This is a genomic window from Amycolatopsis echigonensis, assembly GCF_002846615.1.
Classification (GTDB): Bacteria; Actinomycetota; Actinomycetes; order Mycobacteriales; family Pseudonocardiaceae; genus Amycolatopsis; species Amycolatopsis echigonensis.
The window spans coordinates 3931153-3957699 of the sequence record NZ_PJMY01000003.1 but is presented as its reverse complement, the minus strand read 5'-3'; the positions used below and the strand labels follow the sequence as shown (position 1 = coordinate 3957699).

Annotated in this window: 31 protein-coding genes; 19 read left to right on the top strand and 12 right to left on the bottom strand. The window is 65.8% G+C overall.

The features are described 5' to 3' along the window. Nucleotides 1-3: 3 nt before the first annotated feature. From ATK30_RS23820 to ATK30_RS23795, 6 genes are read right to left on the bottom strand one after another with little or no spacing between them, the layout of a single operon-like run. Nucleotides 4-471 carry an SRPBCC family protein gene (locus ATK30_RS23820; RefSeq protein WP_101437505.1) on the bottom strand — a complete coding sequence of 156 codons (468 nt, stop codon included), beginning with the start codon at nt 469-471 and terminating at the stop codon, nt 4-6. A 15-nt stretch (nt 472-486) separates the two neighbouring features. Continuing rightward, complete coding sequence (locus ATK30_RS23815; RefSeq protein ID WP_101437504.1) at nt 487-741, bottom strand: acyl carrier protein; 255 nt, start codon at nt 739-741, stop codon at nt 487-489. Next, complete coding sequence (locus ATK30_RS23810; RefSeq protein WP_208637408.1) at nt 722-1999, bottom strand: ketosynthase chain-length factor; 1278 nt, start codon at nt 1997-1999, stop codon at nt 722-724. The genes ATK30_RS23815 and ATK30_RS23810 overlap by 20 nt, the downstream gene beginning before the upstream one ends. Then, nucleotides 1996-3255, bottom strand: coding sequence for a beta-ketoacyl-[acyl-carrier-protein] synthase family protein (locus ATK30_RS23805; protein WP_101437503.1), 1260 nt, complete (start codon nt 3253-3255; stop codon nt 1996-1998). Before ATK30_RS23805 ends, ATK30_RS23810 begins: the two co-directional genes overlap by 4 nt. A gap of 2 nt (nt 3256-3257) precedes the next feature. Continuing rightward, entirely contained in the window at nt 3258-3680 is a 423-nt protein-coding gene (locus ATK30_RS23800) for a cupin domain-containing protein (protein ID WP_341867356.1), read from the bottom strand. After that, nucleotides 3673-4011, bottom strand: a complete 339-nt coding sequence (locus ATK30_RS23795) for a TcmI family type II polyketide cyclase (protein WP_101437502.1) — start codon at nt 4009-4011, stop codon at nt 3673-3675. Before ATK30_RS23795 ends, ATK30_RS23800 begins: the two co-directional genes overlap by 8 nt. Before the next feature lie 240 nt (nt 4012-4251). Here ATK30_RS23795 and ATK30_RS23790 point away from each other — a divergent pair, with 240 nt between their 5' ends. The 3 genes from ATK30_RS23790 to ATK30_RS23780 are packed head-to-tail and all read left to right on the top strand — an operon-like array spanning nt 4252 to nt 7635. Then, on the top strand, nt 4252-5280 hold the full coding sequence (locus tag ATK30_RS23790) for a methyltransferase (protein WP_101437501.1): 1029 nt from the start codon (nt 4252-4254) through the stop codon (nt 5278-5280). Between the two features lie 17 nt (nt 5281-5297). Then, nucleotides 5298-7142, top strand: coding sequence for an asparagine synthase (glutamine-hydrolyzing) (asnB, locus tag ATK30_RS23785; RefSeq protein ID WP_101437500.1), 1845 nt, complete (start codon nt 5298-5300; stop codon nt 7140-7142). Between the two features lie 25 nt (nt 7143-7167). Continuing rightward, a complete protein-coding gene (locus ATK30_RS23780) occupies nt 7168-7635 on the top strand; it encodes an anthrone oxygenase family protein (protein WP_158242491.1) in 468 nt (155 codons plus the stop codon). Between the two features lie 818 nt (nt 7636-8453). On the opposite strand, the gene ATK30_RS23775 is transcribed toward ATK30_RS23780, so the two are convergent. Together ATK30_RS23775 and ATK30_RS23770 are read right to left on the bottom strand one after the other, a co-directional pair. After that, complete coding sequence (locus tag ATK30_RS23775; RefSeq protein WP_158242490.1) at nt 8454-10019, bottom strand: FAD-dependent monooxygenase; 1566 nt, start codon at nt 10017-10019, stop codon at nt 8454-8456. A gap of 2 nt (nt 10020-10021) precedes the next feature. Further along, the gene (locus tag ATK30_RS23770; RefSeq protein WP_101437497.1) at nt 10022-11047 is read right to left on the bottom strand and encodes a methyltransferase; all 1026 of its coding nucleotides are present in this window, start codon (nt 11045-11047) and stop codon (nt 10022-10024) included. Between the two features lie 154 nt (nt 11048-11201). On the opposite strand from ATK30_RS23770, the gene ATK30_RS23765 reads away from it, so the two are divergent. The 4 genes from ATK30_RS23765 to ATK30_RS23750 all read left to right on the top strand — a co-directional run bounded on the left by ATK30_RS23765 (nt 11202) and on the right by ATK30_RS23750 (nt 15390). Next, a complete protein-coding gene (locus ATK30_RS23765) occupies nt 11202-11420 on the top strand; it encodes an AsnC family protein (RefSeq protein WP_101437496.1) in 219 nt (72 codons plus the stop codon). Between the two features lie 135 nt (nt 11421-11555). Next, nucleotides 11556-13100 carry an MDR family MFS transporter gene (locus tag ATK30_RS23760; protein WP_101437495.1) on the top strand — a complete coding sequence of 515 codons (1545 nt, stop codon included), beginning with the start codon at nt 11556-11558 and terminating at the stop codon, nt 13098-13100. Next, nucleotides 13097-13858 (top strand): ABC transporter ATP-binding protein, encoded by a 762-nt coding sequence (locus tag ATK30_RS23755; protein ID WP_101437494.1) that lies wholly within the window; start codon nt 13097-13099, stop codon nt 13856-13858. The genes ATK30_RS23760 and ATK30_RS23755 overlap by 4 nt, the downstream gene beginning before the upstream one ends. Further along, nucleotides 13855-15390 carry a hypothetical protein gene (locus ATK30_RS23750; RefSeq protein ID WP_101437493.1) on the top strand — a complete coding sequence of 512 codons (1536 nt, stop codon included), beginning with the start codon at nt 13855-13857 and terminating at the stop codon, nt 15388-15390. Before ATK30_RS23755 ends, ATK30_RS23750 begins: the two co-directional genes overlap by 4 nt. Here ATK30_RS23750 and ATK30_RS23745 read toward each other — a convergent pair. Further along, on the bottom strand, nt 15380-16594 hold the full coding sequence (locus ATK30_RS23745) for a cation:proton antiporter domain-containing protein (RefSeq protein WP_101441024.1): 1215 nt from the start codon (nt 16592-16594) through the stop codon (nt 15380-15382). The genes ATK30_RS23750 and ATK30_RS23745 overlap by 11 nt on opposite strands. Nucleotides 16595-16778: 184 nt before the next feature. On the opposite strand from ATK30_RS23745, the gene ATK30_RS23740 reads away from it, so the two are divergent. Together ATK30_RS23740 and ATK30_RS47305 are read left to right on the top strand one after the other, a co-directional pair. Next, nucleotides 16779-18344, top strand: coding sequence for an acyl-CoA carboxylase subunit beta (locus tag ATK30_RS23740; RefSeq protein WP_244194947.1), 1566 nt, complete (start codon nt 16779-16781; stop codon nt 18342-18344). Then, the gene (locus ATK30_RS47305; RefSeq protein ID WP_101437491.1) at nt 18341-18529 is read left to right on the top strand and encodes an acyl-CoA carboxylase subunit epsilon; all 189 of its coding nucleotides are present in this window, start codon (nt 18341-18343) and stop codon (nt 18527-18529) included. Before ATK30_RS23740 ends, ATK30_RS47305 begins: the two co-directional genes overlap by 4 nt. An 830-nt stretch (nt 18530-19359) precedes the next feature. On the opposite strand, the gene ATK30_RS46315 is transcribed toward ATK30_RS47305, so the two are convergent. After that, a complete protein-coding gene (locus ATK30_RS46315) occupies nt 19360-19491 on the bottom strand; it encodes a helix-turn-helix domain-containing protein (RefSeq protein ID WP_244194706.1) in 132 nt (43 codons plus the stop codon). 927 nt (nt 19492-20418) lie between these two features. On the opposite strand from ATK30_RS46315, the gene ATK30_RS23720 reads away from it, so the two are divergent. Both ATK30_RS23720 and ATK30_RS23715 read left to right on the top strand, forming a co-directional pair. Then, nucleotides 20419-21624: a restriction endonuclease gene (locus tag ATK30_RS23720; protein WP_208637407.1), complete on the top strand. Its 1206-nt coding sequence runs from the start codon at nt 20419-20421 to the stop codon at nt 21622-21624. Nucleotides 21625-21863: 239 nt separating this feature from the next. Then, nucleotides 21864-22400 (top strand): HNH endonuclease, encoded by a 537-nt coding sequence (locus ATK30_RS23715; RefSeq protein ID WP_101437489.1) that lies wholly within the window; start codon nt 21864-21866, stop codon nt 22398-22400. A gap of 371 nt (nt 22401-22771) precedes the next feature. On the opposite strand, the gene ATK30_RS23710 is transcribed toward ATK30_RS23715, so the two are convergent. Next, nucleotides 22772-23566: a PP2C family serine/threonine-protein phosphatase gene (locus tag ATK30_RS23710; RefSeq protein ID WP_101437488.1), complete on the bottom strand. Its 795-nt coding sequence runs from the start codon at nt 23564-23566 to the stop codon at nt 22772-22774. Between the two features lie 4 nt (nt 23567-23570). After that, nucleotides 23571-24398: a sigma-70 RNA polymerase sigma factor region 4 domain-containing protein gene (locus tag ATK30_RS23705; RefSeq protein WP_101437487.1), complete on the bottom strand. Its 828-nt coding sequence runs from the start codon at nt 24396-24398 to the stop codon at nt 23571-23573. Nucleotides 24399-24539: 141 nt separating this feature from the next. Between ATK30_RS23705 and ATK30_RS23700 the strand changes: the two genes are divergently transcribed. From ATK30_RS23700 to ATK30_RS23690, 8 genes are all read left to right on the top strand, one after another. After that, on the top strand, nt 24540-24926 hold the full coding sequence (locus ATK30_RS23700; RefSeq protein ID WP_101437486.1) for a hypothetical protein: 387 nt from the start codon (nt 24540-24542) through the stop codon (nt 24924-24926). Between the two features lie 162 nt (nt 24927-25088). Next, entirely contained in the window at nt 25089-25268 is a 180-nt protein-coding gene (locus ATK30_RS44725) for a hypothetical protein (RefSeq protein ID WP_143271411.1), read from the top strand. Then, a complete protein-coding gene (locus ATK30_RS45085; protein ID WP_158242489.1) occupies nt 25268-25438 on the top strand; it encodes a hypothetical protein in 171 nt (56 codons plus the stop codon). Before ATK30_RS44725 ends, ATK30_RS45085 begins: the two co-directional genes overlap by 1 nt. 106 nt (nt 25439-25544) lie before the next feature. Beyond that, nucleotides 25545-25679, top strand: a complete 135-nt coding sequence (locus tag ATK30_RS46915) for a hypothetical protein (RefSeq protein WP_279630014.1) — start codon at nt 25545-25547, stop codon at nt 25677-25679. Then, entirely contained in the window at nt 25676-25840 is a 165-nt protein-coding gene (locus ATK30_RS45080) for a hypothetical protein (protein WP_158242488.1), read from the top strand. Before ATK30_RS46915 ends, ATK30_RS45080 begins: the two co-directional genes overlap by 4 nt. Before the next feature lies 1 nt (nt 25841). After that, a complete protein-coding gene (locus ATK30_RS45075; RefSeq protein WP_158242487.1) occupies nt 25842-26009 on the top strand; it encodes a hypothetical protein in 168 nt (55 codons plus the stop codon). A gap of 5 nt (nt 26010-26014) precedes the next feature. Then, a complete protein-coding gene (locus ATK30_RS23695; RefSeq protein ID WP_101437485.1) occupies nt 26015-26278 on the top strand; it encodes a hypothetical protein in 264 nt (87 codons plus the stop codon). Between the two features lie 3 nt (nt 26279-26281). Continuing rightward, complete coding sequence (locus tag ATK30_RS23690; RefSeq protein WP_101437484.1) at nt 26282-26464, top strand: hypothetical protein; 183 nt, start codon at nt 26282-26284, stop codon at nt 26462-26464. Nucleotides 26465-26547: the final 83 nt, after the last annotated feature.

Below are 26547 nucleotides of genomic sequence, written 5' to 3'. Positions count from 1 at the left end.
GGGTCAGCCGCGGCTCAAGGCGTGTGCTCGCGCCTCGACCTTGGACTTGATCAGTTGCATCTGGATCGGAGTGTTGCGGTTGAGGCGCTCGGTCATGGCCTCGTCGTCGAGCGGCGCCTCAGCACGCAGGTGGAAGTCCTGCAACCAGCGCATCAGCACGCCACCGTCGACCTGCCGGTACTCCCAGAAGATGTGCATGTACTCGAATGGGCCGGTTTCGACCCGCTTGGACCGCACCGTCCGGGTGGCCTTGTCCGGCACGCGCTCGGACACCCAGCTCCAGGCTGTGCCGTTCTCGTCCGGATGCATGGTGAGCCGAAAGGTGATCACGCCGTCATCGGTGTGCGAGAGCACTTCGGCGGCCGAGTATTCGCTGTACAGATCGGGCCACGCGGCGATGTCGTTTGTCATGTCCCAGACCAGATCCATCGGAGCGTCGATCACGATCTCGTTGTCGGTGTGTCCTGCCACGGGTGTCTCCTCTGCTCAAGCGGTGGCCAGTTCGGCACTGACGTAGTCGACGTATTGGCGAGGGGTGTCCAGTTCGGTGATCACGTCCTCCGGGATCGTCACGCCGAACTCGCGCCGGACATATGCGGAGATCTCCAGTAACGCCAGCGAGTCGTACCCGAGATCGGCGAAGGAAACGTCGAGAATGTCGCCGGTCAGCGTGGTCGAGTCGGCCTCGCCCGCGCACGAGCGCATCAGCCCGGTCAATTCCTCAATGGTGAACTTGGACATGCTGGTCTGTTCTCCTTTCCAACGGTTCGACACCGGCGTGCAGCACCATCGCGGCGTTGAAGCCGCCGTGCCCGCGCGCCAGCACCAGTGCGGTGCGAATGGCCCCGGGCCTGCTGGTCCCGGTGACCAGGTCGATCTGGCAGCCCGGAGCCAGGTCCTTGATTCCCGTCACCGCCGGGATGGTCGAATCGCGCATCGCGAGCGCGGCTGTGGCGATGTCCAACGCCGCGCCGCCGGCATTGAGCCGGCCGGTCATGATTTTCGGTGCGGTTACGGGTACTCCGTACGGCCCGAACAGCGCGGTGATCGCGTCCGCTTCGACGAGATCGGCGACCGGATCACCGGATGCGTCCGCGAACACGACGTCCACTTCAGCCGGCTGCGTGCCCGCGTCCTCCATGGCCAGCTCCGCGGCAAGACGCAGCCGGGAAGCCGCTCGGGCCTCGGCAACCGACCGTGACGTCCGGCGTGCGTCGAAGGTCGCCCCGTAGCCACTGACGCTGGCGTATCCCTGAGGCGCACCGCGAGCCGCTGCCTTGACCGCGTCCTCGACGACGAGAATCGCGCCGCCTTCGCCCGGCACGTAACCGTTCGCGCGTACGTCGAACGGCAGATACGCGAGCGTCGGATCGGGGCTCGAACTGAGCAATCCGTTCGTCGCCTGCGCGAGCACGCCGTACGGGCACAGCGACGCGTCCGTGCCGCCGGTCAGCACGAGCCTGGTCCGCCCGTCGAGCATGCTGCGCGACCGGCCGATCGCGTCGAGACCGCCGGCCTGCTCGGTGCAGATCACCCCGCAGGCGCCCCGCATTCCGTGCCGGATCGACAACTGGCCGGTGGTCGCCGCGTAGAACCAGGCGATCGACTGGTATGCGGTTACGTGTTCAGGCCCTCTCGACCACAGGCGCTGGATTTCCTCCTGGCCGAATTCGGTTCCACCGGACGAGCTCGCCGTCATCACGGCCATCTCGAATTCGGGCAGCTCGGCCGGACGCAGCTGGGCGTCGGCCAGCGCGAGGTCTGCCGCGTGCAACGCGAGATGGGTCCATCGGTCGGTCTGCACAGCCAGTCTGCCCGGCACGTATCCGGAAGCGCAGAACTCGGCCACCTCGCCCGCGACCTTGACCGGGTAGTCGCTCGCGTCGAAGCGGGTGATCGGGCCGAGCCCGCTGGTACCCGACAGCACGGCTTCCCAATAGGTCTCAGTGCCGATCCCGTTGGGGGCGGCAATCCCGATCCCGGTGATCACCGCCGTCACAGCCGGTACCCCTTGCCGAGCACCATCGCCGATTGAAAGCCGCCGAAGCCGCTGCCTACCGTGAGCACCGCGTTGGTGCGGTGCTCACGGGAGATCAGCGGAACGTAGTCGAGGTCGCATTCCGGGTCTGGCTCGTGCAGGTTCGCCGTCGGAGGGACGACCTGGTTTGTCAGTGCCAGGGCGGATGCGGCGATCTCGATCGACCCGATCGCACCGAGGGAGTGTCCGACCATCGACTTGATGGAACTGACCGGTACCTCGTACGCACGCTCGCCGAGACTCAGCTTGAACGCCGCGGTCTCGTGCCGGTCGTTCTGCTTGGTACCCGACCCGTGTGCGTTGATGTAGTCGATGTCCGCCGGGGCCACCCGGGCCAGCCGCAGCGTTGCCGCGATCGCCTCGGCGAGCTCGCGCCCGTCCGGTCTCAACCCCGTCATGTGGAAGCCGTTGCTGTGCCTGGCGAAACCAAGAATCTCCGCGTAGACCCGAGCTCCCCGGGCCTGTGCTTTCGCGGCGTCCTCCAAAACGAACACAGCCGATCCCTCGCCAAGCACGAACCCGTGCCGGTTGCGATCGAACGGCCGGGAGGCACCGCCTGGATCGTCGTTGTCCGGCGATGTCGCGCGGATGGCGTCGAAACAGGCCGAGGTGATCGGAGAGATCGGTGCCTCGGTCGCACCAGCGAGAACGACGTCCGCCGAACCCTCGGTGATCAACCGCGCGCCGTGTCCGACCGAGTCGAGACCGGCGGTACAGCCGGTGGAGATCAAGGCGACCGGTCCCTCGGCGCCGCACTCCCAGGCGACCTCGACAGCCAGTGTGCTGGGCACCATGTAGCCGTACAACTGCGGTACGGCATAGGCCGGGTCCATCAGCCAGTTCGCGCCGCTGTCGCTGAGCACCACATACTCTTGTTCGAGACTCGTCGTGCAGCCGACCGCGCTGCCCAAGCTGACGCCGATGCGCGCTGGAGCCACGCGATCGAACTCCAGCCCGCTGTCCGCCATCGCCTCGCGGGCGCAGACCACGGCGAACTGGGCGGCCCGGTCCATCCGGCGCACCTCCTGCGCACCCAGTCCGTGGAACTGGGGGTCGAAGTCGCATTCGGCGGCAACTCGTGAGCGGAACCCGGACGCGTCGAACAGCGAGATCGCTCTTGTCGCGGTCCTTCCGGAGGCGATCAGGTCCCAAAACTGCTTCGCGCCGATTCCGCCGGGCGCAACCACGCCCATGCCGGTGATGGCCACCGCTGTCATCGTCACCCTCCGACCTGGGGCGCCGGTTCAGTCGAGGCGAGCAGCTCCTCGGTGTCCACATGGCCCAGTTCGGGTCGCGGTGCCAACGGGCTCAAGTGGAACACCAGCGCGGCGGGCCCGCCGCCGACGTTGCGCACGCGATGGCGTACTCCGGTCGGCACCAGGATTGCCTCGCCCGCGTCGACCCGGACCTCCTCGCCGCGGTCAAGCCGCACGGTCACCGAGCCCGAGACCAGGTAGAGGAATTCCTCCGAGTACGGGTGGTAATGCTCGGTGACGAATTCTCCTTCGGCGAGGTCCAGGACACCAAGGAAACCTGAGGTGCTGCCGACGGTCTTCGGACTGAGCAGCACCCGCATTTCCCCGCCACGGCGTCGATTCACGGCCACGTCGGCACGGTTGATCTTCGTCCCCGGCTCAGCCACGGCGAACCCCCTCTTCCGGAGACCAGGTGTAGAAGGGACTCGCCATCGCGTCCTTGGGCTCCTGCCAGCCCGGGTCGTAAGGACTCACGTGCGCGGCGAGTTCGCGGCTGATCCGTTGGTACAGCTCGTGCTTGCGGGCGTCGTAGAGCGCGGGCGCGATGTCGTCGTCCGCTTCCACCAGATGGAAGTAGAGGTCGTGAAAGGTGAACAGGGTGCGGCGGCGCACTCCGACGAGATGCGGCAGCTCGGTGCCGTCCGATTCGGCGAAGATGTCGGCGACCGAGTCCCGGTGGCCGGGTGCCATCCGGGCGACGATGAGTGTGCGTTGCATGACGTCCCCAATACGATGAGCTCGGCGTGCAGGCGCGGAGCGATGAGATGGTGATCCGATGCGTGGTTTCACGCTGCTGGGCACATCTCGTATCGCCCTCGTGCCAGCCTGGTCGGCTCTCGTCCGAGCGACGGGTCCGGATCGCACCGCGCCCGCAGCTGGTCCAGCCGGAAACCAGTCCGGTGCGAAGCACTCATCGAAGACTCGATCGGCAAGCAGCGACGGCAGGCGAGGAGCGAGATGAGTGCGACGACCGACGAGACCATCAGCCCGGCCCCTCTTCATCGGGTGAACCTGGGCTTCGCCGCCTCGCGGGTGCTCATGAGCGCGGTGGAGATCGACTTGTTCAGCCTGGTGCACGCCGAGGGACCGAGCACCGAACAGCAGTTGCGCCGAGCACTGAACCTGCATTCGCGTTTCTCCCGGCATTTCCTGGATGTACTCGTCGCATACGGACTCCTGAGAGTCGAGGACGGCAAGTACGACAACACCGAGCTGTCCCGGCGATTCCTGGTGAAAGGCGAACCGGGCTGCCTCGGAGCGTTCGTGGAGATCGCCGGCAGTCGGCAATGGACCGCCTGGACCAGGTTCACCAGGGCACTTCGTACGGGCGAGCACCAGGAAGATTCACCGGTGGACGACGGCGGTGAGCTGTTCCGCACGCATGTCGACGAGAATCCGGAATACGTGCGGCGGTTCATGTCCGCAATGGACTCGCACGCAGTGCGGGCCGCGACGGCGGTAGCGGAGCGGCTCGACTTCTCCTCGTACCAGACCTTTACCGATCTCGGCGGTGCGCGCGGCGCTTTCGCGGTACGGCTGGCCGAGCTCGTACCGCACCTGCGGGGGACGTGTTTCGACCGCAAGCCGGCCCAGATCTTCTTCGACGAGTTCGTCAGCCAGACCGACGTGGCGGGCCGGGTCGAATTCGTCGGCGGCGACTTCTTCAGCGATCCGCTGCCGCGGAGTGATGTCCTGGTGCTGGGGCATGTGCTGCACGAGTGGAGCAACGAGACCAGGGCCATGCTCATCCGCCGCGCTTACGACGCGCTCAACCCGGGTGGTGTGCTGGTGATCTACGACCGGATGGTTGGCGAGGTCCCCGACGCGCAGGTGCTGTTGCTCAGCCTCACCTTCATGCTGACCTCGCCGGCCGGCGGTGAATACCACGTTGCCGACTGCCGAGAATGGTTGTCCGAAGCGGGTTTCCGCGACGTCCGGTTCGAGCCGGTACTGGACAACCACACGCTGGCCATCGGTCTGCGCTGAGCGAAGGGCCTTGCACCATGTGCGGAATCACTGGCTGGGTCGATTTCGAACGGGATCTTTCCACCGAGGTACGCGTACTGCGGGCGATGAACGAAACCCTGCACGCCCGCGGCCCGGATGAAACGGGGGAATGGGTCGATCGGGAAGTCGCGCTGGGACACAAGCGGCTGTCCGTGCTAGATCCGGAACACGGCAATCAACCGATGATTGCGGGCACGGACGCGGTCGTCACGTTCGGCGGCGAGATCTACAACCACCGCGAACTCCGTGCCGAACTCGCCGGAAAAGGGCATCGATTCGAGACCAGCACCGATACGGAAGTCTTGCTGCGGAGCTACCTCGAATGGGGAGCCGATTGCGTCACCAGGTTCAATGGCATGTTCGCCTTCGCCATCTGGGACCGGCGTACGCACGAGCTGGTGCTGGCACGTGATCCGATCGGCGTCAAGCCTCTGTTCTACTTTCCGACTCCTACCGGTGTCCTGTTCGCCTCCGAGCCCAAGGCGTTGCTGACACACCGGATGGTCGAACCGGTGGTGGGCATGGACGGGCTCCGTGAGCTGCTGGCGCACGGCCGCAAACCGGGAGCGCCGATCTTCCGCGGCATGCCGGAGGTCAAGCCAGGGCACACCGTCGTGGTGTCCCGGCAAGGGCTGGCCGAACGGCAGTACTGGTCGCTGACCGCGCAAGAGCATTCCACACCGCTGGACACCACCATTGCGGAGATCCGGGAACTGCTCGACGACATCGTGCGTCGCCAGTTGATCGCGGATGTGCCGACCAGCGTGTTGCTGTCGGGCGGAATCGACTCCAGCGCCTTGACCGGACTTGCCGCAGCGGCTCTCCGAGAGCCGATTCACACGTATTCGATGAGCTTCCACGACTACGAGGAGAAGTTCACGCCGCAGAAGCTGCGAGAGACCCCGGACCCGCCGTTTGTCGCCGACGTGGTGCGATTCGTCGGCACCAACCACACCGACTTCGTTGCGACGTCGCAGGAACTGGCCGATCCTGTGCTGCGTCGCGCCGTACTGCTCAGCCAGGATATCCCCACGCACCACGGTGACATGGACACCTCGCTCTACACCTGTTTCCGTTCGCTGCGCGAACGAGGCAAACTCGTGACCTTGTCCGGAGAGGGTGCCGACGAGGTCTTCGGCGGCTACTTCTGGTCTTACGATGAAAAACTCACCCGTGCGGGAACGTTCCCCTGGGTGGCTTTCGAACGCGGCAAGGCCGCAACCGGCGGTCTCGGCCTAGGACTCCTCGACGAGGGCGTGCGCAAGGAATTGGACCTCTACGGCTACGCCGACCAGCACTACCGGGACGCGCTCCAGGAGGTGCCGGTTCTGGACGGTGAACGCGATGCGGCCAGGAGGGCACGTCAGGTCAACTACCTGGTGCTCACCCGGTGGCTCCCGACGCTGCTGGACCGAGAGGACCGGCTGAGCATGGCGAATGGTGTCGAGTTGCGGGTGCCGTACTGCGACCACCGGCTCGCACAGTACCTGTTCGACGCTCCGCCCGAGATGAAACGCGGCCCAGACGGGCAGGAGAAGTACCTGCTCCGCCGCGCGGTCGCCGACTTGCTGCCGGAGTCGGTGCTGACCCGCAAGAAGAGCGCGTATCCGACCACCCAGGATCCGGATTACGGCCGGATCGTGCGAGCGCATTTCCGCGATCTGGTCGCGGATCCGCTTGCGCCGGTGACACCCCTCCTCGATCTCGTGGCTTCGAAGGAACTGCTGCGTGGCGAAAGTCCTGATGAGCAGGCAGCCGCTTGGGTCGATCGGGCACGGATGGAGATGGTGCTGCAACTGGATTCGTGGCTGCGCGAGTATCAGGTCCGGCTCGAGGACTGACCCAACGATTCGCGGGAGTGCAGTGATGTCCCTGTTGGCCCAAATCATCAGTGTGGCCGTGCTTTTGCTGAGCACAACCGTCGCTGGCACCTTCTTCGCCGTCGCCGTGAGCGTCTTCCCTACCCTGCAGCAATTGCCGCCCCAACAGTATGTGCGCACGCAGCGCCTGCTTGGCAAGGGATACCACCCGATCATGCCGATCTTGGTGAGCGCGGTGCTGCTCGGCGACGTGCTGCTCTCGCTACTGGCGGACGGCATCGCGCCGAAGGTCTGTTTCGCCATCGCCGCTGTTCTGTTCGCCGGCGTACCCGCCATCTCGCAGTTCGGCAATCTGCCGTTGAACAAGGCTATCGAGGCGGCCGACGTCAACGGTGTCCCTGCTGAAGGATGGCAGGATCCGCGGCCCGCCTGGCGTGGCTGGCATCTGCTCCGTTCTGTGCTCGCGTTCGTGGTAGCCGGCCTGAACATCGTGACTGCGGTGATGGTGGCCTGATCACCAAGCGCGGGAACGGGAACTGACGGGTGAACTGCTCCCTGGCAGTGGGACTGGTAATCCGGTTCCGGCTATCAGGGAGTCGTTCGTATTCGCGCCGTTCGTTGCCCCGCGCGGCAGCGGGAGGCTGCGAGCATGGCCTGTGCTCGTCCAAGCTGCTCGGAGTCGCGGGCGCGGAAAATCGATGCGACGGCGGCCATTCCTTGTGGCCCAGGCGGAAAGGCCAGCCCGCGCACTGTCCTAATAGATCGTGACCACCGAGGCCTTCCGGGCGCTTGCGGGCACGCAAGCTGATGAACCCTCTCGGCCTCGTCTGCAACGTCCGGTGGCCGCGGCGGCACCGGCCCAGACAACCCCGCATGGTCGCCGTCGTGACCCGAGTTCCGCGTCGGCGACCGCAAGCGCTACCTCTCACCGGTGATCGACTTGTTCGGCCGGTCTGTCATCGGCTGCTCTGGCGGGCCGTCGCTGGTGCACTCCGTCCAGGGCTTCCGATACCGGCACGCGTCCTGGCGCGCCCTGCTCGACGACGCCGGCCTGACCCAGGTCGCGACGAGCCACCTGCCTGGACAACGCGATCGGCGAGGCCTTCTTCGGCCACCGCAAAAGAACTGTTCCACCACAGCGACTACGACCCCGGCACCCAGTTCACCGCAGCCCTGCACGACTGCTTTGACCGGTAGAACACCACCCGCGTCTCCACCGCGCGTCAAAGGCCTGAGCCCAGCCGGACACCGGGACCAGACCCCACCCCCTAACCTGACCTCAACTCCGGTCCACCACCCGGGAAATCAGCGCGGGTGAGCCTCAGCTCCCCTTCATCTGCGCGAAATTCGGTGCGCAGGACGGGCGGCTCGGGCCAGCGCTTCGGCCAGCACGGTAGCGGGATCGCCCGCCGGTCCGAGCGAGCGCCAGGCGATGAAGCCGTCCGGGCGGACCAGCACGGCGCCTTCAGGTGCGATGCCGTATGCCTCGGGCCACCGCCCGGAGGTATCCCGCAGTTCGCCCGGAGCACCAAGCCGGTGTGCCGCGACGGGGATCCCGGTCTGCTCGCTCACTGTGCCGGCGGCGCCTGCCCAGCGCCCGGATCCGGTGAGCAGGACGAAGTCCGTTCCGAATAGATCCTGAGTGGACAGTGCATCGCCCGCCCGGTCGAGCGGCAGATGAGCAGCCCTGGTACCAGGTTCTCCAGTAGGTTTGCGCGGGTCCTCCAGCACGTCCTGCCCCGGATCCGCACCGGTGATGAGGTCAGAATGATACCGGTGGCCCATCGAGACAGTAGTGTAGTCCTCTTCGAACAATTCACCCCGCAGCCTTGCCACCGAGTAGTGCAGGTTGAGCTCGGCGATCGGCCGTCGTTCAGCCGTGTAGCTGCTCAGCAAGCTGGGCTCGCTCAGTCCCCGCAGGACGTAGCTGAGCTTCCACGCGAGGTTGTGCGCGTCCTGGATGCCCGTGTTGCCACCGAGACCGCCGCGGGGGGACGAGACGTGCGCCGCATCGCCGGCCAGGAACACCCGGTCGCTCTGGAACTTCTCCGCCACCAGGCCGGCGACCTGCCATGCGGCGGGCTCAGCGACCAGATCGACGTCCAGCTCCGGCAGGCCAGTGGCGGACCGAATCCGTCGGACGCACTCGGCGGGAGTGAAGTCCTCCGGACGCTCTCCCTTCTCCGGGTGGTACTGCACGCCCAGCTGCCACACGTCCGAATCGCGCCGGACCAGCACCCCGCCCACCGAGGCGAGGAAGCACGCGAACACTGTTCGACCGCGTAACGCGGGTTCCAGGTCGGCTTTGAACAACATGCTGATCACGTCCTCGAAGACCCCGGGCCCGTGCCGGGCGATTCCGAGCCGTTCCCGCACACCGCTGTGCGTGCCGTCGGCTCCGACCAGGTACCGGGCCCTGATCCGGCGACTCGTCCCGGACGCCCGGTCCAGGACGGTCGCGGTCACGGCGTCTGGACCCTCGTCGAATTCAACCAGTTCGGTGCCGAACCGGACGTCCGCCCCGAATCTCGTGGCCTGGTCGAGCAATATCGGCTCGAGCCGATCCTGGTCGCAGGCGCACAACCGGGCCGGGCTGATGCCGGGCGGAGTACGCATGTCCGGAGTACCGATTTCGACAAGATTCTCGTCGGACAGGGTGCGTGCGCGCACGAACGTGCCGACCTGCTCGGCACCCGCGTCGTGGATCCGCTCGGTGAGACCGGCCTTGCCGTACAGCTCCATCGAGCGCGCGGTGATCCCCCGTGCTCTCGGGTGGATGGCGGTGCCGCGGTGCCGTTCGACGACGATGCACGGGACGTCGAACTGGCCGAGGAACAGGCTCAGCGACAGCCCGACCAGGCTACCGCCGACGATCAGCACCGGAGTTTGCTCAGGCACCTTCATTTCCGCCCCACAACAAGGGTGTGCGTGTTGAGCAGCGGCTCGGCGCGCACCTCGGCGAACCCGGCCGCACGCAACCAGTCCTGGCAATCGGCCGGCCGGTACTCCGAGCCTTCGGGGCTGACCAGGCGCATGTACAAGCTGTACAGGACACGCTGCAAGTCACGCCGATCGTCGTCGATCATCCGGTCGTGCACCAGCAACAGCCCGCCCGGCCGCAGTGCCTCGTATGCACGTCGGACCAGGGCGATGCGCTTGTCGTCGGCCCAGCCGTGCAGCACTTGGCCGTAGATCAAGATATCGGCTTCGGGAATCGGATCGGTGAAAAGATCTCCGCCAACGAACTCGATCGTGTCCGCCATGCCGATGTCCCGCAAGTGATCGACTACGAACTCCTTTGCCGACGGCAATTCGTAATTGTAGCCCTGCAGGTGTGCATGCGCCCTGACCAGCGCCGCTACCAGTTCGCCCCGTCCGCCGCCCAGGTCGCCGACGACCTTAGCCGCGCTGAAGTCGACGCGGCGGGCCAGCTCGGCTCCGATCCGGACGTTGATGTTGTCCATCACGTCGACGAAAGGGATGAACCGCTGTTTGTCCGTGTGCGATTTCGCGACGAATCCGCCGCGACTCTGCGTGTTCACCGTACCGGTGCGCAGTGCCGGACCGAGCTGGTCCCACGCGGTGCGCCAGGATTCGCCGAGCAGCGGCAGGAACTCGCCGAGATACGTGGAGCTGTTCTCGTCCAAATAGGACCGCGCGACCGGGCTGTCGGTGTACAACTCGCCGATACGCTCGAGCAAACCCAGTGCCGCCAGCACATCGAGGAAATCACCGGTGCGATGCGCGTCGAGGGAGAGCTCCTGCCTGATCTGCTGTTCGGTGGCCGACTTTCCGGCCAGCATCGTGAACACGCCGAGCTCGACGGCGCACCGCACCACCTCCGCCTGGCAGAAGATCGTACTGAGGCGCATGATCGTCTCGGGGGGCTCGTCCGGCAGCTGCGGCGCCTTGGCACGTGACGTCATTGGGCTTCTCCTCGTCCATCGACTCGATTCGCGGCGTGTGACCGGTCCGACAGCGGACCGTCACGCCGGTCCGGGACAACCCTTTCCGGAGAAGTTCGCACCTGCCTAGTACGCTGATAGTTTCGAGGGTGAAATAGACAAGAGGCTGTGCAAGATGACCACACCGAGGACCTGGCTGGCGGCGGCGGAGGCCGGCGAGACCGCGGAAGCGCTGCGGGCCATCGCGAACTTGCGCAAGCTCATCAACGAACTCGAGGTCATCCACGTGCGCAACGCCCGCTCCCAGGGATGGTCGTGGGGAGAGATCGCCGAAGAGCTCGGCGTGTCCAAGCAAGCGGTGCACCGCAAGCACGCGAAGCACCGCAACGCGTAATACTCGCCGCGCCGAGTCCCACCGGCACACCACCGGCGCGTGTCGCCCGCCTGGCAGTGGCGTCAATGTTTGTTGACAGCCCGCAGGTGCCGCTATACCCTCGATTCGTCAACATACATTGACGAAGGGGTATTTATGACTGATCGTCCCGGGGCAGGTGTGCCGGCCGTTTCCCGCAGCCGCCCCGTACTGGTGTTCGCCGGCCTGATGGTTGCCATGTTGCTGGCGACCCTTGACACACAGGTCGTCGCCACCGCGCTGCCCACCATCGCGGGAGATCTGGGCGGGCTGAACCAGTTCGCCTGGGTGACCACCGCCTACCTGCTGACCTTCACTGCGGTGTCCCCGCTGTACGGAAAGCTCGGCGACCTGTTCGGAAGGCGCCGAGTGTTCCTGGTGGCGATCGTGATCTTCCTGGTCGGCTCCGCACTCTGCGGAGCTGCGGATTCGATGACCATGCTGATCATCTTCCGTGCGCTGCAGGGCATCGGCGGCGGCGGGCTGACCGTCTCCATCTTCGCGATCCTCGGCGACTTGTTCGACCCGCGTGAGGGTGCTCGCTACCAGAGCTACGCGACCGCCGTGTTCGGCGTGTCCAGCGTCAGCGGCCCCCTGCTAGGCGGCGTCATCACCGACCACTTGAGCTGGCGATGGATCTTCTACCTCAACATGCCGCTCGGCGTGGTCGCGTTGACGCTGGTCGCGGTATTCCTGCGACTGCCGTCCGCCGAGGCACGCCGGGCCCGGATCGACTACGGCGGCATCGTCCTGCTCGCGACGGCCTCCACCGCCGTGGCGTTGCTGTCGAGCTGGGCGGGACATTCCTATCCGTGGTCGTCGCCGGTGATCATCGGCCTCATCGCCGGCGCGGTTGTGTTGATCGCTGCCTGGCTGGTCGTGGAGAGCAAGGCGGCGCAGCCGATCATCCCGTTACGGCTGTTCCGCGACTCGACCTTCACTATCGCGAACGTTGTGGCGTTCGTCGCCGGATTCGTCACCATGGGCGCATTGACCTATGTCGCGTTGTATCTGCAGATGGTCACCGGCGTCAGTCCGCAAAGCGCCGGGCTGCTGATGCTCCCGCTCACCGCGGGCCTGCTGATCGCGACCACGGTCAGCGGCCAGATCATGTTCCGCACCGGCAGCTACAAGTGGTTCCCAGCAGCCAGCATGGCGGTCGCAGCGTTGGCCTTCGTCCTGCTGGCCACCTTGTCCGTCGACAGCGGGCTCGTGGTCATTTGCGGATACCTCGCGATCCTCGGCCTCGGTGGCGGTCTGTCGCAGCAGACCGTGGTGATCGCGGCACAGAACACCACGCCGCGCGCCGACCTCGGAGCCGCGACGTCGACGGTCACGTTCACCCGGATGCTCGGCACGCTGCTGGGCGCGTCGATCTTCGGCGCGATCCTGAACAGCGGCCTGGCCGGGCAAAGCGGCCTGAGCCAGGGGATTTCGGTCACCCCCGAGGCTGTCAGCAAGATGCCGGAGCGGGCCCGGCACGCCTATGAGCTGGCGTTTTCCCACGCGCTGACCGGCGTGTTCCTGACCGGCATCCCGATCCTGCTGGTGGCGCTCGCCGTGGCGTTGTTCATGAAGAACATCCCGCTCGCCCCCCGGCGCAACGGCCCGCCCGCACCGGCCCCGGAGCCCGAGCCGGCCGCCAAGAGCTCGACTCCTTGACCACGGCACCCGCGTTGCGCTTGACCAGGCTTCGCAAGCAGTTCGGGTCCGCGGTCGCGGTGGACGATCTCGACCTGGTGGTCCCGCCCGGTGCATTGTTCGGTCTGGTCGGGCCGAACGGAGCAGGCAAGTCGACGACACTAGCGATGGCGGTCGGGTTGCTCCGGCCCGACCGGGGCCAGTCCGAGGTTTTCGGTACCGATGTCTGGACCGATCCGATCACCGCGAAGGCGATGCTGGGCGTCGCGGCCGAAGGTTTCGCTCTTCCGGAGCGGCTGACCGGTCCGGAACTGCTGACCTACCTCGGACGGCTGCGCGGCCTGGCTCGCCAAGAGGTTGCTCGCCGAGTCGAGGACCTGCTGACCGCATTAGGTCTCGACGGCAGCCGGGACACACTCGTCGCCGATTACTCGGCCGGGATGCGCAAGAAGATCGCATTGGCCGCGGCACTGCTGCACACGCCGAGACTGCTGGTACTCGACGAGCCGTTCGAGGCGGTCGACCCGGTTTCCGCGATCACCATCCGTGCCCTTTTGCGGCGATTCACCGCAGCCGGCGGTTCGGTGATCATCTCCAGCCACGGCATGGCTCTGGTGGAGCAGATCTGCAGTGACGTCGGCATGATCGTCGATGGCCGGGTGGTGGCCTCCGGTCCGCTGGACGTGGTGCGTGGCGGATCCTCCCTGGAAGAGGCGTTCCTGCGCGAGACCGGCAGCACGACGCTGGCCGATGACGAACTCGCCTGGCTGGTGCCGTGATCGCCGCGCTGATCGGCATGAAACTGGCCGTGTTCCGGCACGGCCTGACCGGCCGCAGGATGTCCACCTTGCTGCTCGGCGCTTTGCTCGGGATTGCCGCGGCCGGGTTCACGATGTCGGTGGCGGCGGATTCCTCCGCCTCCCCGGAACTGCTCTCGTTCATGTTCGCAGTGTGGACAGTGGGTTGGGTGCTCGGCCCAGTGCTGGGCGGTGGTGGCGAGGATCCCCTGAAGATCGGGTACTTCGCCATGGTTCCGATTTCTCCGCGACGCCTCGCGGCCGGATTGCTGGTCGGATCGCTGGCGGGGATCGGTCCCCTGCTCTTGCTTGCCGCGTTCTCGGCACTGGTGGCACGTGCCACCTTCCTGGGCCCGGCCGCTGTCGTCACCGCAGTGGCAGCCGTGCCCCTCCAGACCGCTTTCGTGGTGCTCCTGGCAAAGGTACTGATCGCGGCGCTCGGTGCGGCAATGCGGTCCCGCCGCGGCCGGTACGCGGGTATCACGCTGGTGCTCGCGCTCGGTGCGTCCGGCCTGACGGCGAGATCGGCGTACAGATCGATCCTGTCGGAATTGCGTTCGGACACCGGCGGGCTGCCCGCCGCGCTCTGGTGGCTTCCCCCCGGCTGGGGCGTATCCGCGATCACCTCGGCCCCGGAGCGGCCGCTGATCGCGGTCGCCCTGATCGCCGCGCTACTTGGACTTTGCCTTGCGCTGCTTCAGCTTTGGGCCGCGTTGATTCGATTGCCCCCGACCTCCGGGACGGCGTCGGCGGGCCGCTCGAAGTCCTTGCCGTCGCGGTTTGTCAGGTGGGCACTGGACGTGCTGCCGGCAACGCCGGTCAACGCCGTGCTGGGCAAGGAACTCCATACCTGGCTGCGTTCCAGCACTCGTGCCATGGCGGTGCTGGTGCCGCTGGTCGCCGGCACGGTCACCGCGCTCCTGCTCGTCGGGTCAGGCAGCAGCGGGCTCGCGATCTGCGCACCCGCACTGGCGCTGGCCGCGGCTTGCCTGATTGGAGGAAATCTCTACGGTTTCGACGGAACCGCCGGGTGGCTGGAGCTGGTCACGCCCGGCGCCGAGCGACCGGACGTACGCGGGCGGCAGCTGGCCTGGCTGGCGGTGATCACGCCGCCGCTTGCCGTACTCGCCACGGTGCTGCTGGTGGTGACGACGCCGGACCGGCTGGGCTGGGCGGTGGCGGCGGCATTGCCCGCGATGCTCGGAACCGGATCAGGAGTGGTCGTCGCCGTTTCGATCCTCGCCGCGAATCCGGTATCCAATCCGAGGGAGGACAATCCGCTGGCGGGGCGGGACAATCCTGGGTTGGCCGGATTGGTGTTCCCGCTCGGCGGGGTGGCAGTGCTGCTGGTGACCGCCGCTCCCGCCGCGGCGATCGCCTACGCGGGGTTGCCATGGCTCGGTGTGCTGGTTGCCGTGTTGACGGGCATCGCAGGTGCCTGGTGCTGCGGGCGATCGGCAATCCGGATGCTGGTTAGTCGCGGCCCGGAATTGCTCGCTCAGCTCAGCGGCTGAGCGTCGGTTGGCTGGTCCGTTCCCGCCCGATGACGGAGATCAGTGGCCCGGTCATCATCGTGGTCAGCACTGCCATCGCGACCATCAGAATGTACAAGCGCTGGTCCAGCATGCCGTACGACAGTCCCACCCCGAGAATGATCAGCTCGGTCAGACCGCGGGTGTTCATCAACGTGCCCAGCACCGACGCGTCCCGCGCGGGGAGACCGTGCAGCCGCGCGACGGCGAACACGGCACCGAATTTCCCGCCGACCGCGACCAGCAGGATCAGCCCGAGCTCGGCCAGCCCTGGAAGACTCAGCGAGGACAGGTCGACGTTGAAGCCCGCGATCACGAAGAAAACCGGCAGGAACAGTACCGTATTGAGCTCGCTCAACCGGCTGACCAGTTTCGTGCGGACATGTTCAGCGTCCGTACGGGGCATCACCACACCGAAGAGGAACGCGCCGAAGATGAAATGGAGGCCGATCCACTCGGTCAACGCGCCGGAGGCGAGCAGGCCGGCTACCGCCACTGCCGGCAGAGCGGACGACAGCCGGTCGTCGGCGACCAGGCGACGGAGCAGCGGGCGGACGCCCCACCGCATCAGGGCGAGGAACGGGACGATCAGCAGTATGCGCCACTGGTCCGTGCCGTTTGCGGCCACGGTCAGCACGACCGCCAGCAGCATCCATGCCACCAGGTCGCCGATCGCCGCGGCTGTCAGGGCCAGTCCGCCCAGCCGGGTGCGGGACATCCCGCGGTCGGCGAGGATCCTCGCCAGCACCGGAAACGCGGTGATGGCCATAGCCGTGCCCAGGAAGAGGATGAATCCGGTCCGATGTCCGACGGGATGATTGCTTGCGACCACGAACGCGACCGCGATACCGAGCGCGAACGGCACCAGGATCGAGGCGAGCGCCACCGTCGCCGCCATCCGGCCGACGGCGCGCGTCAGCTGGTGATCCAGCTCCAGCCCGATCAGGAACATGAACACTGCGACGCCCATGTCGGCCGCCGCTGTGAGCAACGGTCTCGTGTCCAGCGGGAAGACCGTATTCGCGATCTCGCCGTGGAACAGCGTCGGTCCCAGCAGAATTCCAGCCAGCACCTCGCCGATCACCGGGGGCTGGCCGAGTCGTCTCGCTGCGCACCCGAGCAACCGCGCGAGCAGGACGATCACGCTCAGCTCGAACAGCAAGAACGTCGTCTGGTGAGAGGTCATCGTCACTCCAGCGAGTCGGGGCGAGGTTTCCCTGATCGTCACCATTTGCGCTCGACGCAGCCTGGTCCCGTCCGGTACCGGCGGCCCGCGAATACGGACGACCAGTCGCCTGACTCACCAGCGATATTCGTCCGGAGACCGGTTCACTGTTCGGCGTTAGCGAGAGGTGAACCAGATGACGGCAATGCGGGAAGAACATGCCCAGCTGCAGCTGCGGGTCGAAGAACTCGCGGCCGCACGCAAGAGCCTGTACGACGGCCCGTCGGCGCGTGCCACCGAAGCACAACGGGCCAAAGGAAAGCTGACCGTTCGCGAAAGGCTCGACCTGCTCTTCGACCCGGGCAGCTTCCGCGAGATCGAGGGGTTCAGGCGACATCGTGCCAGCGGTTTCGGGCTGGAAGATCGGCGGCCGTATACCGACGGCGTCGTGACCGGGTGGGGCACAGTGCACGGCCGCACAGTGTTCGCCTACGCGCACGACTTCCGCATTTTCGGTGGCTCGCTGGGCGAGGCGCATGCGGAGAAGATCCACAAGCTGATGGACCTGGCGGAAACCGCGGGCGCTCCCCTGGTGTCGTTGTCGGACGGTGCAGGCGCGCGCATCCAGGAAGGGGTCACCGCGCTGGCCGGCTACGGCGGGATCTTCAGCCGCAATGTAAGGGCGTCAGGAGTGATCCCGCAGATCAGCGTGATGCTTGGGCCGTGCGCTGGTGGTGCCACGTACTCGCCTGCCCTGACCGACTTCGTGTTCATGGTCCGGGAGATCGCGCAGATGTACATCACCGGGCCGGACGTAGCTCGGTCGGTGACCGGTGAGAACATCACGCACGAACAGCTGGGTGGCGCCGAAGTCCACGGCTCGGTGTCGGGTGCGGCCGGCTTCGTGTACGACAACGAACCGGACTGTCTCGAAGATGTCCGACACCTGATCTCGTTGCTGCCGTCGAACAACCGGGAGTTGCCACCGGAGGTAGTCGCGACCGACGTGCCGGAGCGGCGTTGTGAGGATCTGCTCGATCTGGTTCCGGCTGACCCGAACCGGGCGTACGACATGCTCGCAGTGATTGAACGGATCGTCGACGACGGCGACCTGTTCGAAGTGCATTCAGGGTGGGCTCCGAACGTGATCTGCGGCCTCGCCCGGTTGGACGGACACGTGATCGGCATCGTGGCGAACCAGCCAGCATCGTTCGCGGGCGTGCTGGACATCCATGCCGCAGAGAAGGCCGCGAGGTTCGTGCAGACCTGTGACGCGTTCAGCATTCCGCTGGTGACGATTGTTGACGTGCCCGGTTTTCTGCCTGGCCGGGACCAGGAGCACGGCGGAATCATTCGGCACGGCGCGAAACTGCTCTATGCTTACTGCAACGCTTCCGTGCCTCGCGTGCAGCTCATAGTGCGCAAGGCCTACGGCGGTGCGTACATCGTCATGGATTCCCGGTCGATCGGCGCGGATCTGTCTTTTGCGTGGCCCATCAACGAGATCGCGGTCATGGGTGCGGAAGGGGCGGCGAACGTAGTTTTCCGCCGGGAGATCGCCGCCGCTCCGAATCCTGCCGCCGCACAGGCCCAGCGGGTAAAGGAATACCGGCAGCAGCTGATGCATCCCTACTACGCGGCCGAACGCGGGCTGGTCGACGACGTAATCGATCCGGCGGACACCCGCACGGTCCTGATCGATGCATTGGCGATGCTGCGGTCCAAGCATATGCGCCTTCCGTCTCGCAAGCACGGAAACCCACCGACATGACGGAGCCATGGCTGCACGTCGTCCGTGGTGCGCCCGACGACGAGGAAATCGCGGCAGTGACCATAGCCATCCTCGCCGCGTTGCGCACGGGGCCTCCGGACCGGCCGGCCCGGAGGAGATTGCCCGGCTGGGAGGCAGATGTGTTCACACCCCCAGGCGCGTGGATACGCCGGGCACCTGGTTGACCGCTACGCTGCCACGCCGAGGAATTCACCTTCCCGGTTCGAAGCCCGCCAGTCGGAGCTCCGCTACGACCGCAACACCAATACTGCTACCTGGCAGGTCTCCCTGACCTGTTCCCACCCTCCGGCGCCAGCCGCACCGCCCACGACGCGGCCGTTGTGTCGCTTGACGACCCCCGGCAGGATCCGACCTGCGACACCGGCATTGTGATCACCGCGGGCGACAGTGATCGGCTTCGATCGTGATCAGCAGTAATTGCTCAGCCCCTGGTAATGCTTGCTGCGGCGATCACGTCTATTTTGACGATGAAACAACGGATTACTCTGACAAGAGTGCTCGACCTTTGCTGAAGCGACTGCCATGAAGATGGCAGCTACGTGCAGAACTCTCTGCATCCGACTCGCCACCGACCCTGTTCTTCTTGCTATTTCCACCGCAGATGGATTGAATTATTGCGATGGCAAAAAATGGCAAATACAGCGCGCTGCAGGACTCGATCGCTGATGCGGTTAGCCTAGGCAGAGGTCGGCCGCAACAAGCAATCGGGCACAAGCGAAATCGGCCCCAAGCGAGTGGCCTTTCTGCCAGCTCGTCGACCTGGCGTAACCCGATCACGGGTCAAGGAGCCATGGCGCAGAGGCTCCTCGCTGTGGGTGCTCAGCATGTGGTCGGCGGCGATCACGCCGGCGAGAAGGGCCGCGTCCACCATGACCTCGCGCCGCGTCGCCGACGAGCGGCCGGTCGCCGTCGTTGTCCGCGGCGGATTGAACAGGATGTCCAGTTCATCCAGGGACACTTTGAGCAATTTGGCCAGATCCGGACGCCTCCAGGGCTAGGGCGTCAGCGTTCCGCGCTCCCACCGCCCGGCAGTCGAGAGCTCCACCCCAAGCTCTTGGGCGAGGGTTTCCTGGGTGAAGCCGAGAGCCTCGCGCCGTGCTGCGAGGGCATCTCGTCGTATCGCCATGATCACTCCCAGACTCGCTAGCTCACCCACGCTACCCGGCGTTGATCGGACCTGATCAGCGGCCATGTCAACGACGAAACGGCGGACGCTCACGTCCGGACGTGCGACCCAGACCGCCGGTGAAAGCGCCAGGGCGGGATGGCGTTTGGGACGGTCTGTGCTCGTTCGCCGGGGCCGCCACCAACCAAAAGCCCCGCCGGCAGGATCAGCGCGCCTCGACCACGTGCTCTGCCGCGAGCCTGCGCACATACGCGCGGATTCGGTCGCGATCCTCTGGGAACACACTCTCCCACGATTCGTTCAGGTCGACCCACTTCGGCGGCTGTGCCTTCTCCCCACTGAGTGGCGCATCGCGGCTAATGACGGCTCCGTGGACAGGCTCAGCGTTGGAGTCCAGTCGGCGCGGAAAGAACGGACAGCGACGGCCGCCGGCACTGACAGCAGCTCGCCCAGCAGGCCACAGCCGACTCCGACTTCTGCCCAAGATCCGGCCCGCTCGCCCATCGTCGCGAGCGGGCCGGGCCGGCGGTTGGAGTCGGCGACATTCAGAGAACCTGCTGGTCAGCCCGGGTGTGGTTGTACCTGTCGAGCCGACCAGCAGGAACAAGACGAGCGGCTGGTGCTCACACCTTGAAGGTGTCTTCGAGTACCAGCCGCTCGCCTGTTGATGTTGCCCATGTTTTGCGTGCCCCCGGCAGGATTCGAACCTGCGACACCGGCTTTTGTGGATCATGATGGGCGGCGTTGGGTGTTGATGATCGATATGGGTCACTGCCTGCACTGTTCGCAAAGGCAACTGGGCATCACGAGGGGGAATCGGCGGTCATTGGCCGTCGTTTGGCGAGGGTAAAGCATGGGGAGGTGCGCCGAGCGGCGATCCAGTCCCGTTGACATGGGTCCTCGAGCGTTGATCGCTATCCTGCAATGGTGACATCTGGGGATGGAGTCGTACCGTTCGGCCAGCTCGCCGACGCTGACCTGATCGTCGACCAGGTGTATGCCGGTGGCCAGAGCGGGACTATGGCAGATGACCCACTTGCCCGCCTGCTGCCGGTGGGCAACCAGGGCGGGTTCCGTTACGCCGGTTCCCCGGCCAAGGGCACCGTGCGACTCGGTGTCCTGTACACGACCGGCGGCGAACCCGACTGGCCCGACACACTCGACCCGCAGACTGGGCTCTTCACCTACTACGGAGACAACCGCAGCCCTGGCCACGAGCTTCACGACACGCGTCGCCGCGGCAACGTCCTGCTGCGGGACTCCTTCGACTGGAGCCACGAGTCAGCCGAGGCCCGCCGTCGCGTCCCCCCGTTCCTCCTGTTCGAGAAGTCCGCCCCCGGCCGAAGGATTATGTTCCGCGGCCTGCTCGTGCCTGGCGGACCGGGTTTGTCCTCCGACGACGAGCTGCAAGCGATCTGGCGCAGCACCCGCGGACAGCGGTTCCAGAACTACCGCGCTCGGTTCACCGTCCTCGACGTCTCCCGTATCGAGCGGCAGTGGATCAACGACGTCCTCGACGGACGCGCCGCCGACAGTCCACACGTTCCAGCAGCTTGGGCCGCATGGATCGAGGGGCGGAAGTACTCACCGCTCCTGGCACCGTCCACAACGGTCGTCCGGACGCGGGCGGAGCAAATGCCGGCCGACCCGGCCGGGCTCGCAATCCTCGCCGAGATCCGCGAGACGTTCCGCGATCGCGAACACGACTTCGAGCACTGCGCGGTCGAACTGTGGCGACTCATCGCACCCGCTACCGGCAATTGCGAAGTCACGCAGCGCAGCCGCGACGGAGGCCGCGACGCAATCGGCGAGTACGTGATCGGCCCGTCTTCCGACCCGATCGCGATCGAGTTCGCACTGGAAGCGAAGTGCTACAGCGACACCAACTCGGTCGGCGTCCGCGAGGTCTCCCGCCTGATCTCACGGTTGCGGCATCGCCAGTTCGGCGTGTTCGTGACGACCTCGTACTTCCACTACCAGGCATACGGCGAGGTCCGCTCCGACGGGCATCCAATCGCCCTGATCAGCGGACGAGACATCGTGGAGGCCCTTCGAGCGGCGGGGTACGGCGACCTCGCGTCAGTTCAGCGATGGCTCAAGCAATTCGAGCCAGCCTCCGCAAGCACACCTTGAACCGGCGTCCCCTTGACCTCCTCCGTCGCGCTGGTGACCAGGGGCGCTCGGCCGCAACACGCGTCTGAGCTGCAAAAATCGGCGGTCACTGGTCGACGTTGACTGGTGCCGTATTGGACGAATGTTGCACGCTGCGCTCGCACGCTGCGCTCGACGAGTTCGACGTTGGCGATCGTTCTGGTGCCAGCGTGTCGTGTCACACTTGCGGGCGTCGTCGGTTCAGAGCGGAGTGGCGTGCCATGGCTAATGATCGACCTGCAATCCCTGCTCAGCTCAAGCGAGCGCTGCTTGTGGAGGCGGGACACCGGTGCGCGATCCCGACTTGTCGGCAAGCAACTCCACTCCAAATCGATCACATTGACGAGTGGGCAAAGGTGCGCAAGCACGAGTTCTCAAATATGATCGTTCTCTGCGCCAACTGTCATGCCCGTAAGACATCAGGCGACATTGATCGAAAGTCAATGCAAATGTATAAGGCGAACCTATCGGTCTTAAATGACCGCTACGGTGACCTTGAGAAGCGCGTGCTCGAGGTATTTGCCACATCGCCGGAGCTAGGCCATATCGAGCTCCCAGGATGGCTTGACCTGCAGCTTTGGTACTTGTTTCGAGATGGGCTGCTGGAGAAGGTCAATCTTGGAGGTGCGAATATGATAATAGCAGGAGTGGCCGCGCGCCAGGGCTACAGGCTTACAGTCAAGGGGCGTGATTTTGTTGCAAAATGGATGAGCGCTCGCCCGATTGACAACACGGTACTTACGTTTGATGAAGAATAGTGGGTGGCCTCTCCGCCATCTCGTCGACCTGGCGCAGCCCGATCACGTCGGGTCAAGGGGGCACCTTCCCGCGGTCCGCAGCGTGCCGGCCGAACTGCCCCCTTGACGCGGCGTGATAGCCCTCGGGGAGGTCGGCGGGATGGCGGCAGGTCACTCACGGACGCAACGTGCGCGCGGTCCCGGCCATCTCGGAGACCTGCCCGTCCGGCGAGGACATTCTTTCTTCTTGAACTCGCTCCCCCGGCGCTGCCGCCCGGGCCGGGTGCGTGGGTGCCGGAGGCGGGCCCCGCGTGCCCGGATCCGGAGCGGCGCGGCCCCGGAGGGGCCGCCTTGAACAAGAAAAGAAACTCTGAACACAACGGTCGCCGGTGCTAGGACCAGACGTCGACCACAGCGATGGCCTTGTCGTCGTGCCGCTTGGCGCGCGGGAGCGAGACGGCAGCCGGATCGACTTCGTCCTCCCAGGATTGGCACCGCTCAAGAAGCGCGGAGAGTTCGGCACCGTCCGCCTTGGACAGCACGGGCCAGTCATCGAGACCGAGGTGGGTCATGACGTCGTAAGCACCGTCCGTCGCGAGAACTGCCCATGGCACTGCCTCGACAGAGAAAGAGGCCGTCACTGCGTGATCCGCCGCGTCTGGGACTGCTTCGGCGATCCAATAGCCGCCTTCTGCGTTTCTGCGGACTGCTTGCTGCTCCTGAAGCTCGCGCAGCAATCGTCGATGGGTGTCGTCGTACCCCTTTCCCGAAGCAAGCCGCTCCCGGTACAGGCGTCGCGGTTCGAGATTGAGATCGTCGATGCGGTCGTCGGTGACGACTTCGTCCGGCAGCACGATCACGCTGTCGCCGAGCGCAAGCACATCGACGGATGGCCCTTTGCGCCGCAGGATCGTTACCGTGCTGGACGGCGAGTCACCCGGGGTGAGACTGAGTTCCTCTGCGGTCTTCTCGATGGCACTCCGTAACGCCGCACGGAGATCGACGGACGGATCACGTTCCAGGCTGACTACTATGTGGCGTCCTAGCTTGTCGGCGTAGTCAGATGCAGGGACGGGAACCGGGCGGAACGCCGAAGCCCCATCGAGGACGATCACTGCGTCGGGAGTGGCGAAGATCTTGTCGTCGCTGGCATGGGCAGGCGGAAGCTGGGCTGTCGTTACATGCATGGGATCACCACTGGAAGGGACCGGCCGCGAGTTCGCTGCCGGTGATAGTCAGGCCGTCGTAGCTGGCGCGAACGATCAGCGAGCACTCGTGCGTGCGTATCTCGCTGAACAACTCGGCAAGATGGCTGGTCAGGTAGTGCGTTGCGCCGAGCGAACCGATCCCGTGGATGCCAGCGATGTGCAAAACGGCCCGTCCGTCAACTTGGTGACGTGCAACGTAGGCGACGTCGGCCGATTCCTTCGGGTCGTCGTCAGTAGGCGAGCCCACCCGCTCACCAGTCTGCTCATGCCGGATCCACCAGCGACCGTCATCCTCCACCATGCTGAGCACTGGATCGCGTTCCATGAGCTTCGCGGCGACGGGTGCCGACTTCGGCCCACAGACGACAACCGCGTCACCTTCGGGCAGGGCGTCACGGTCCGGCTCGATCTGGAAGCGCGTCACGGCCAGCGACAAGCCATCGACCAGCCTTTCGAGCTGTTCACCGGTCTCCGCATCTTCGGCGGCGATGAGTGGACGCTCGCGATCCGTAGTCTGGTAGCGCCACGGAACTCCGATGGCGACCGGACCGACTCCGAAGAACGCACGCTCCGGCCGCGGAGCAGTCGACCGGATCTGAGTGACGCGACCCTTGGTGATCCCGAGAGCCGAAGCGATCTCCGTGTAGCTCATCCCGCGCAATCGGTGCGCTTCCTCGATGGCCTCTTTCCGGAGCCGCGCAAGCTCGGTGGCCCGCTGCTGGTAGACGACGAGCAGCGAGGACGCGCGCTGCCCTCGTCTGATCGGGTCCGGGTCACTGCGGACGCTCTCGAACTCGCTTTCGGCCTCCATGCACTCGAAGTTTAGACCCCCTTGACACCCGAAGCGAGGACGGCGTACCTTCTCGTTTAGACCCCCTCAACGACGACCGACAACAGCTCGCTTCCGGTGTTTAGGGGGTCTACACCGGAAGGTCTGACCAGGAGGTTCGCGATGCAGGACATCCCGTTCTACAGCGGCGGTTACAAGTTCATGGTCACCGAAGCGCCCGTGATGAAGATGCGGGAGGGCAGGGACGGGGAGATGGTCCCGGCGGTGGATCGGCGGACGGGCGAGGCGTCGTTCGTGGTGATGCTGTTCGCGAAGCCGCGGGAGGCGGGCCGCAATGGCCGGATCGGCAAGGGCGAGGAGATCAAGGTGACGCTGGCGACGGACCCGGGCGAGGGGTTCGACGAGGGCACCTATGTGGAGCTGATCGACCCGGTGCTGAACACCTACCAGACGACGAACGACGAGGGCCGGATCACGGGGTCGGGCCTGTGGTTCAAGGCGGAGGGGTTGAAGCCTGCCGGTGCTGGCGCGGTTCGCGACGCTGCCTAGCCCGGTTTCCTGACCGGCGGGTGCCCGGTCTCGCGGCGGCTTCCTCCCCGGCCGTGCGCGGATACCACCACCCTGGAGCCCTTCCCAAGTCGGTTGGCTGCCCGTTTTCGAGTCGGGCAAGGGCGCTTTCCGTTGATTGACAAATACAGAGTGGGCCGATCCATGCCTAAAACGCGCCTGTTTGTGGTGGCGCGCCTCGATTCCCGGGTGTTTCTCGTCCGGGAGTCCTGGGGTTTCACCACGGATTCGCATTGCGGAAGGGAGAACGGCATGCACACGGTTTTCACGGCACGGGACGGGCTGTCGACGTTCGACCCGTACGGCCCGAAGCGGGGCCTGTGATGTCCGAGGACATGGTGCACATCCAAGCGGAACACCAGTGGTTGAAGGGTGTCCGGACGAGTTTGTGCGGGCTGGTGTTCGGGCCCGGCGAGCACGAGCGGGTGTGGTTCTTCGCGTGGGGCGTGCCCCGCTGCCAGGACTGCATCCGGATCGACGAGCGGGGCTGCTGATGGCCGCGCACGACTGCACAGCGAATTTTTTCTTGTCGGCAACGGGAATCGCGACCTGTGAGGTCTGTTCCCGGCAGTGGCAGTACTTCGGAGACTAGGAGGTTTGGTGATGGTGGCGAATTTCAGTCCGTTTGTGTTCTGGCTGGCGCTCGTGGTCTGCCTGGGTTTCGCGTCGCCGGTGATGGCGGGGCTCGCGGTGTTCGCGGGCATCGTGGTGCTGGTGCGGGAGGTCAAGCGATGAGCCGCCCGGTGCGCGTGGGAGTGGTGATCCGGATGCTCGCGGCCCGGCTGGAGGCCGAACGGAAACTGGCGCTGGCCGAACCGGCGGACGATCTGGCGTGGCAGGCGGGCTACTGCGAGGGGCTGCGGGAGGCGCAGCACGTGATCCGGAAGGACTCCTGACATGCCGGAGATCGTCGCCATCATCGAGGCCGCGCAGGACGCCTACCGGCGGTTCGTCGCGGCGGAACCTGACCGGGACATCCGGGTCGCGGTCGGCAACGCGGTCGGGTTTTTGACCGCTGATCTCACCACGGCGGTGCAGCTGACCGCCGCAACTCGGGAAGGGTAGGCAGGATGCAGGTGGGTTACCTGAATCGCCGGGCGCAGGAGCGCTACGGCACGTTCACCGCGGCGCTGGACCTCGTGGCGGAGGTGCTGGCGGAGGTGGACAAGCTGATCGATTCCTACGACGACGGGCACGCCTCGGAGTCGTGGACGATCTCGACGCGGGACGAGCTGAAAGCGTTCCGCACCAAGGCGTTCGACGAGCTGGACCGGTTGCGGACGCTGGGCAAGAAGCACGAGGCGGAACTCGTCTCGCGGGATTGGAGGCTCTGAGCCATGGCGCATCAGGTTGACCGGGTCGTGGACGACCTGCACTCGGCGATGAGCACGCTCAAGGACGCGATGCGCGGGATGCCGGTGCACCGCAACGGGTTCAAGGCCGCGCACGACAAAGCCGCCCGCGCGATGGGCACGCTGTCCACGGAACTGCTGGACGCACGCCCCGCGCTGGCGAACTGAGAACACGACAGACGAACGTCGCACGGATCGGCCCCGCCCCCTTTGTCCTGACCGGACGAGGCGAGCGGGGCCGTTTTCGTGCT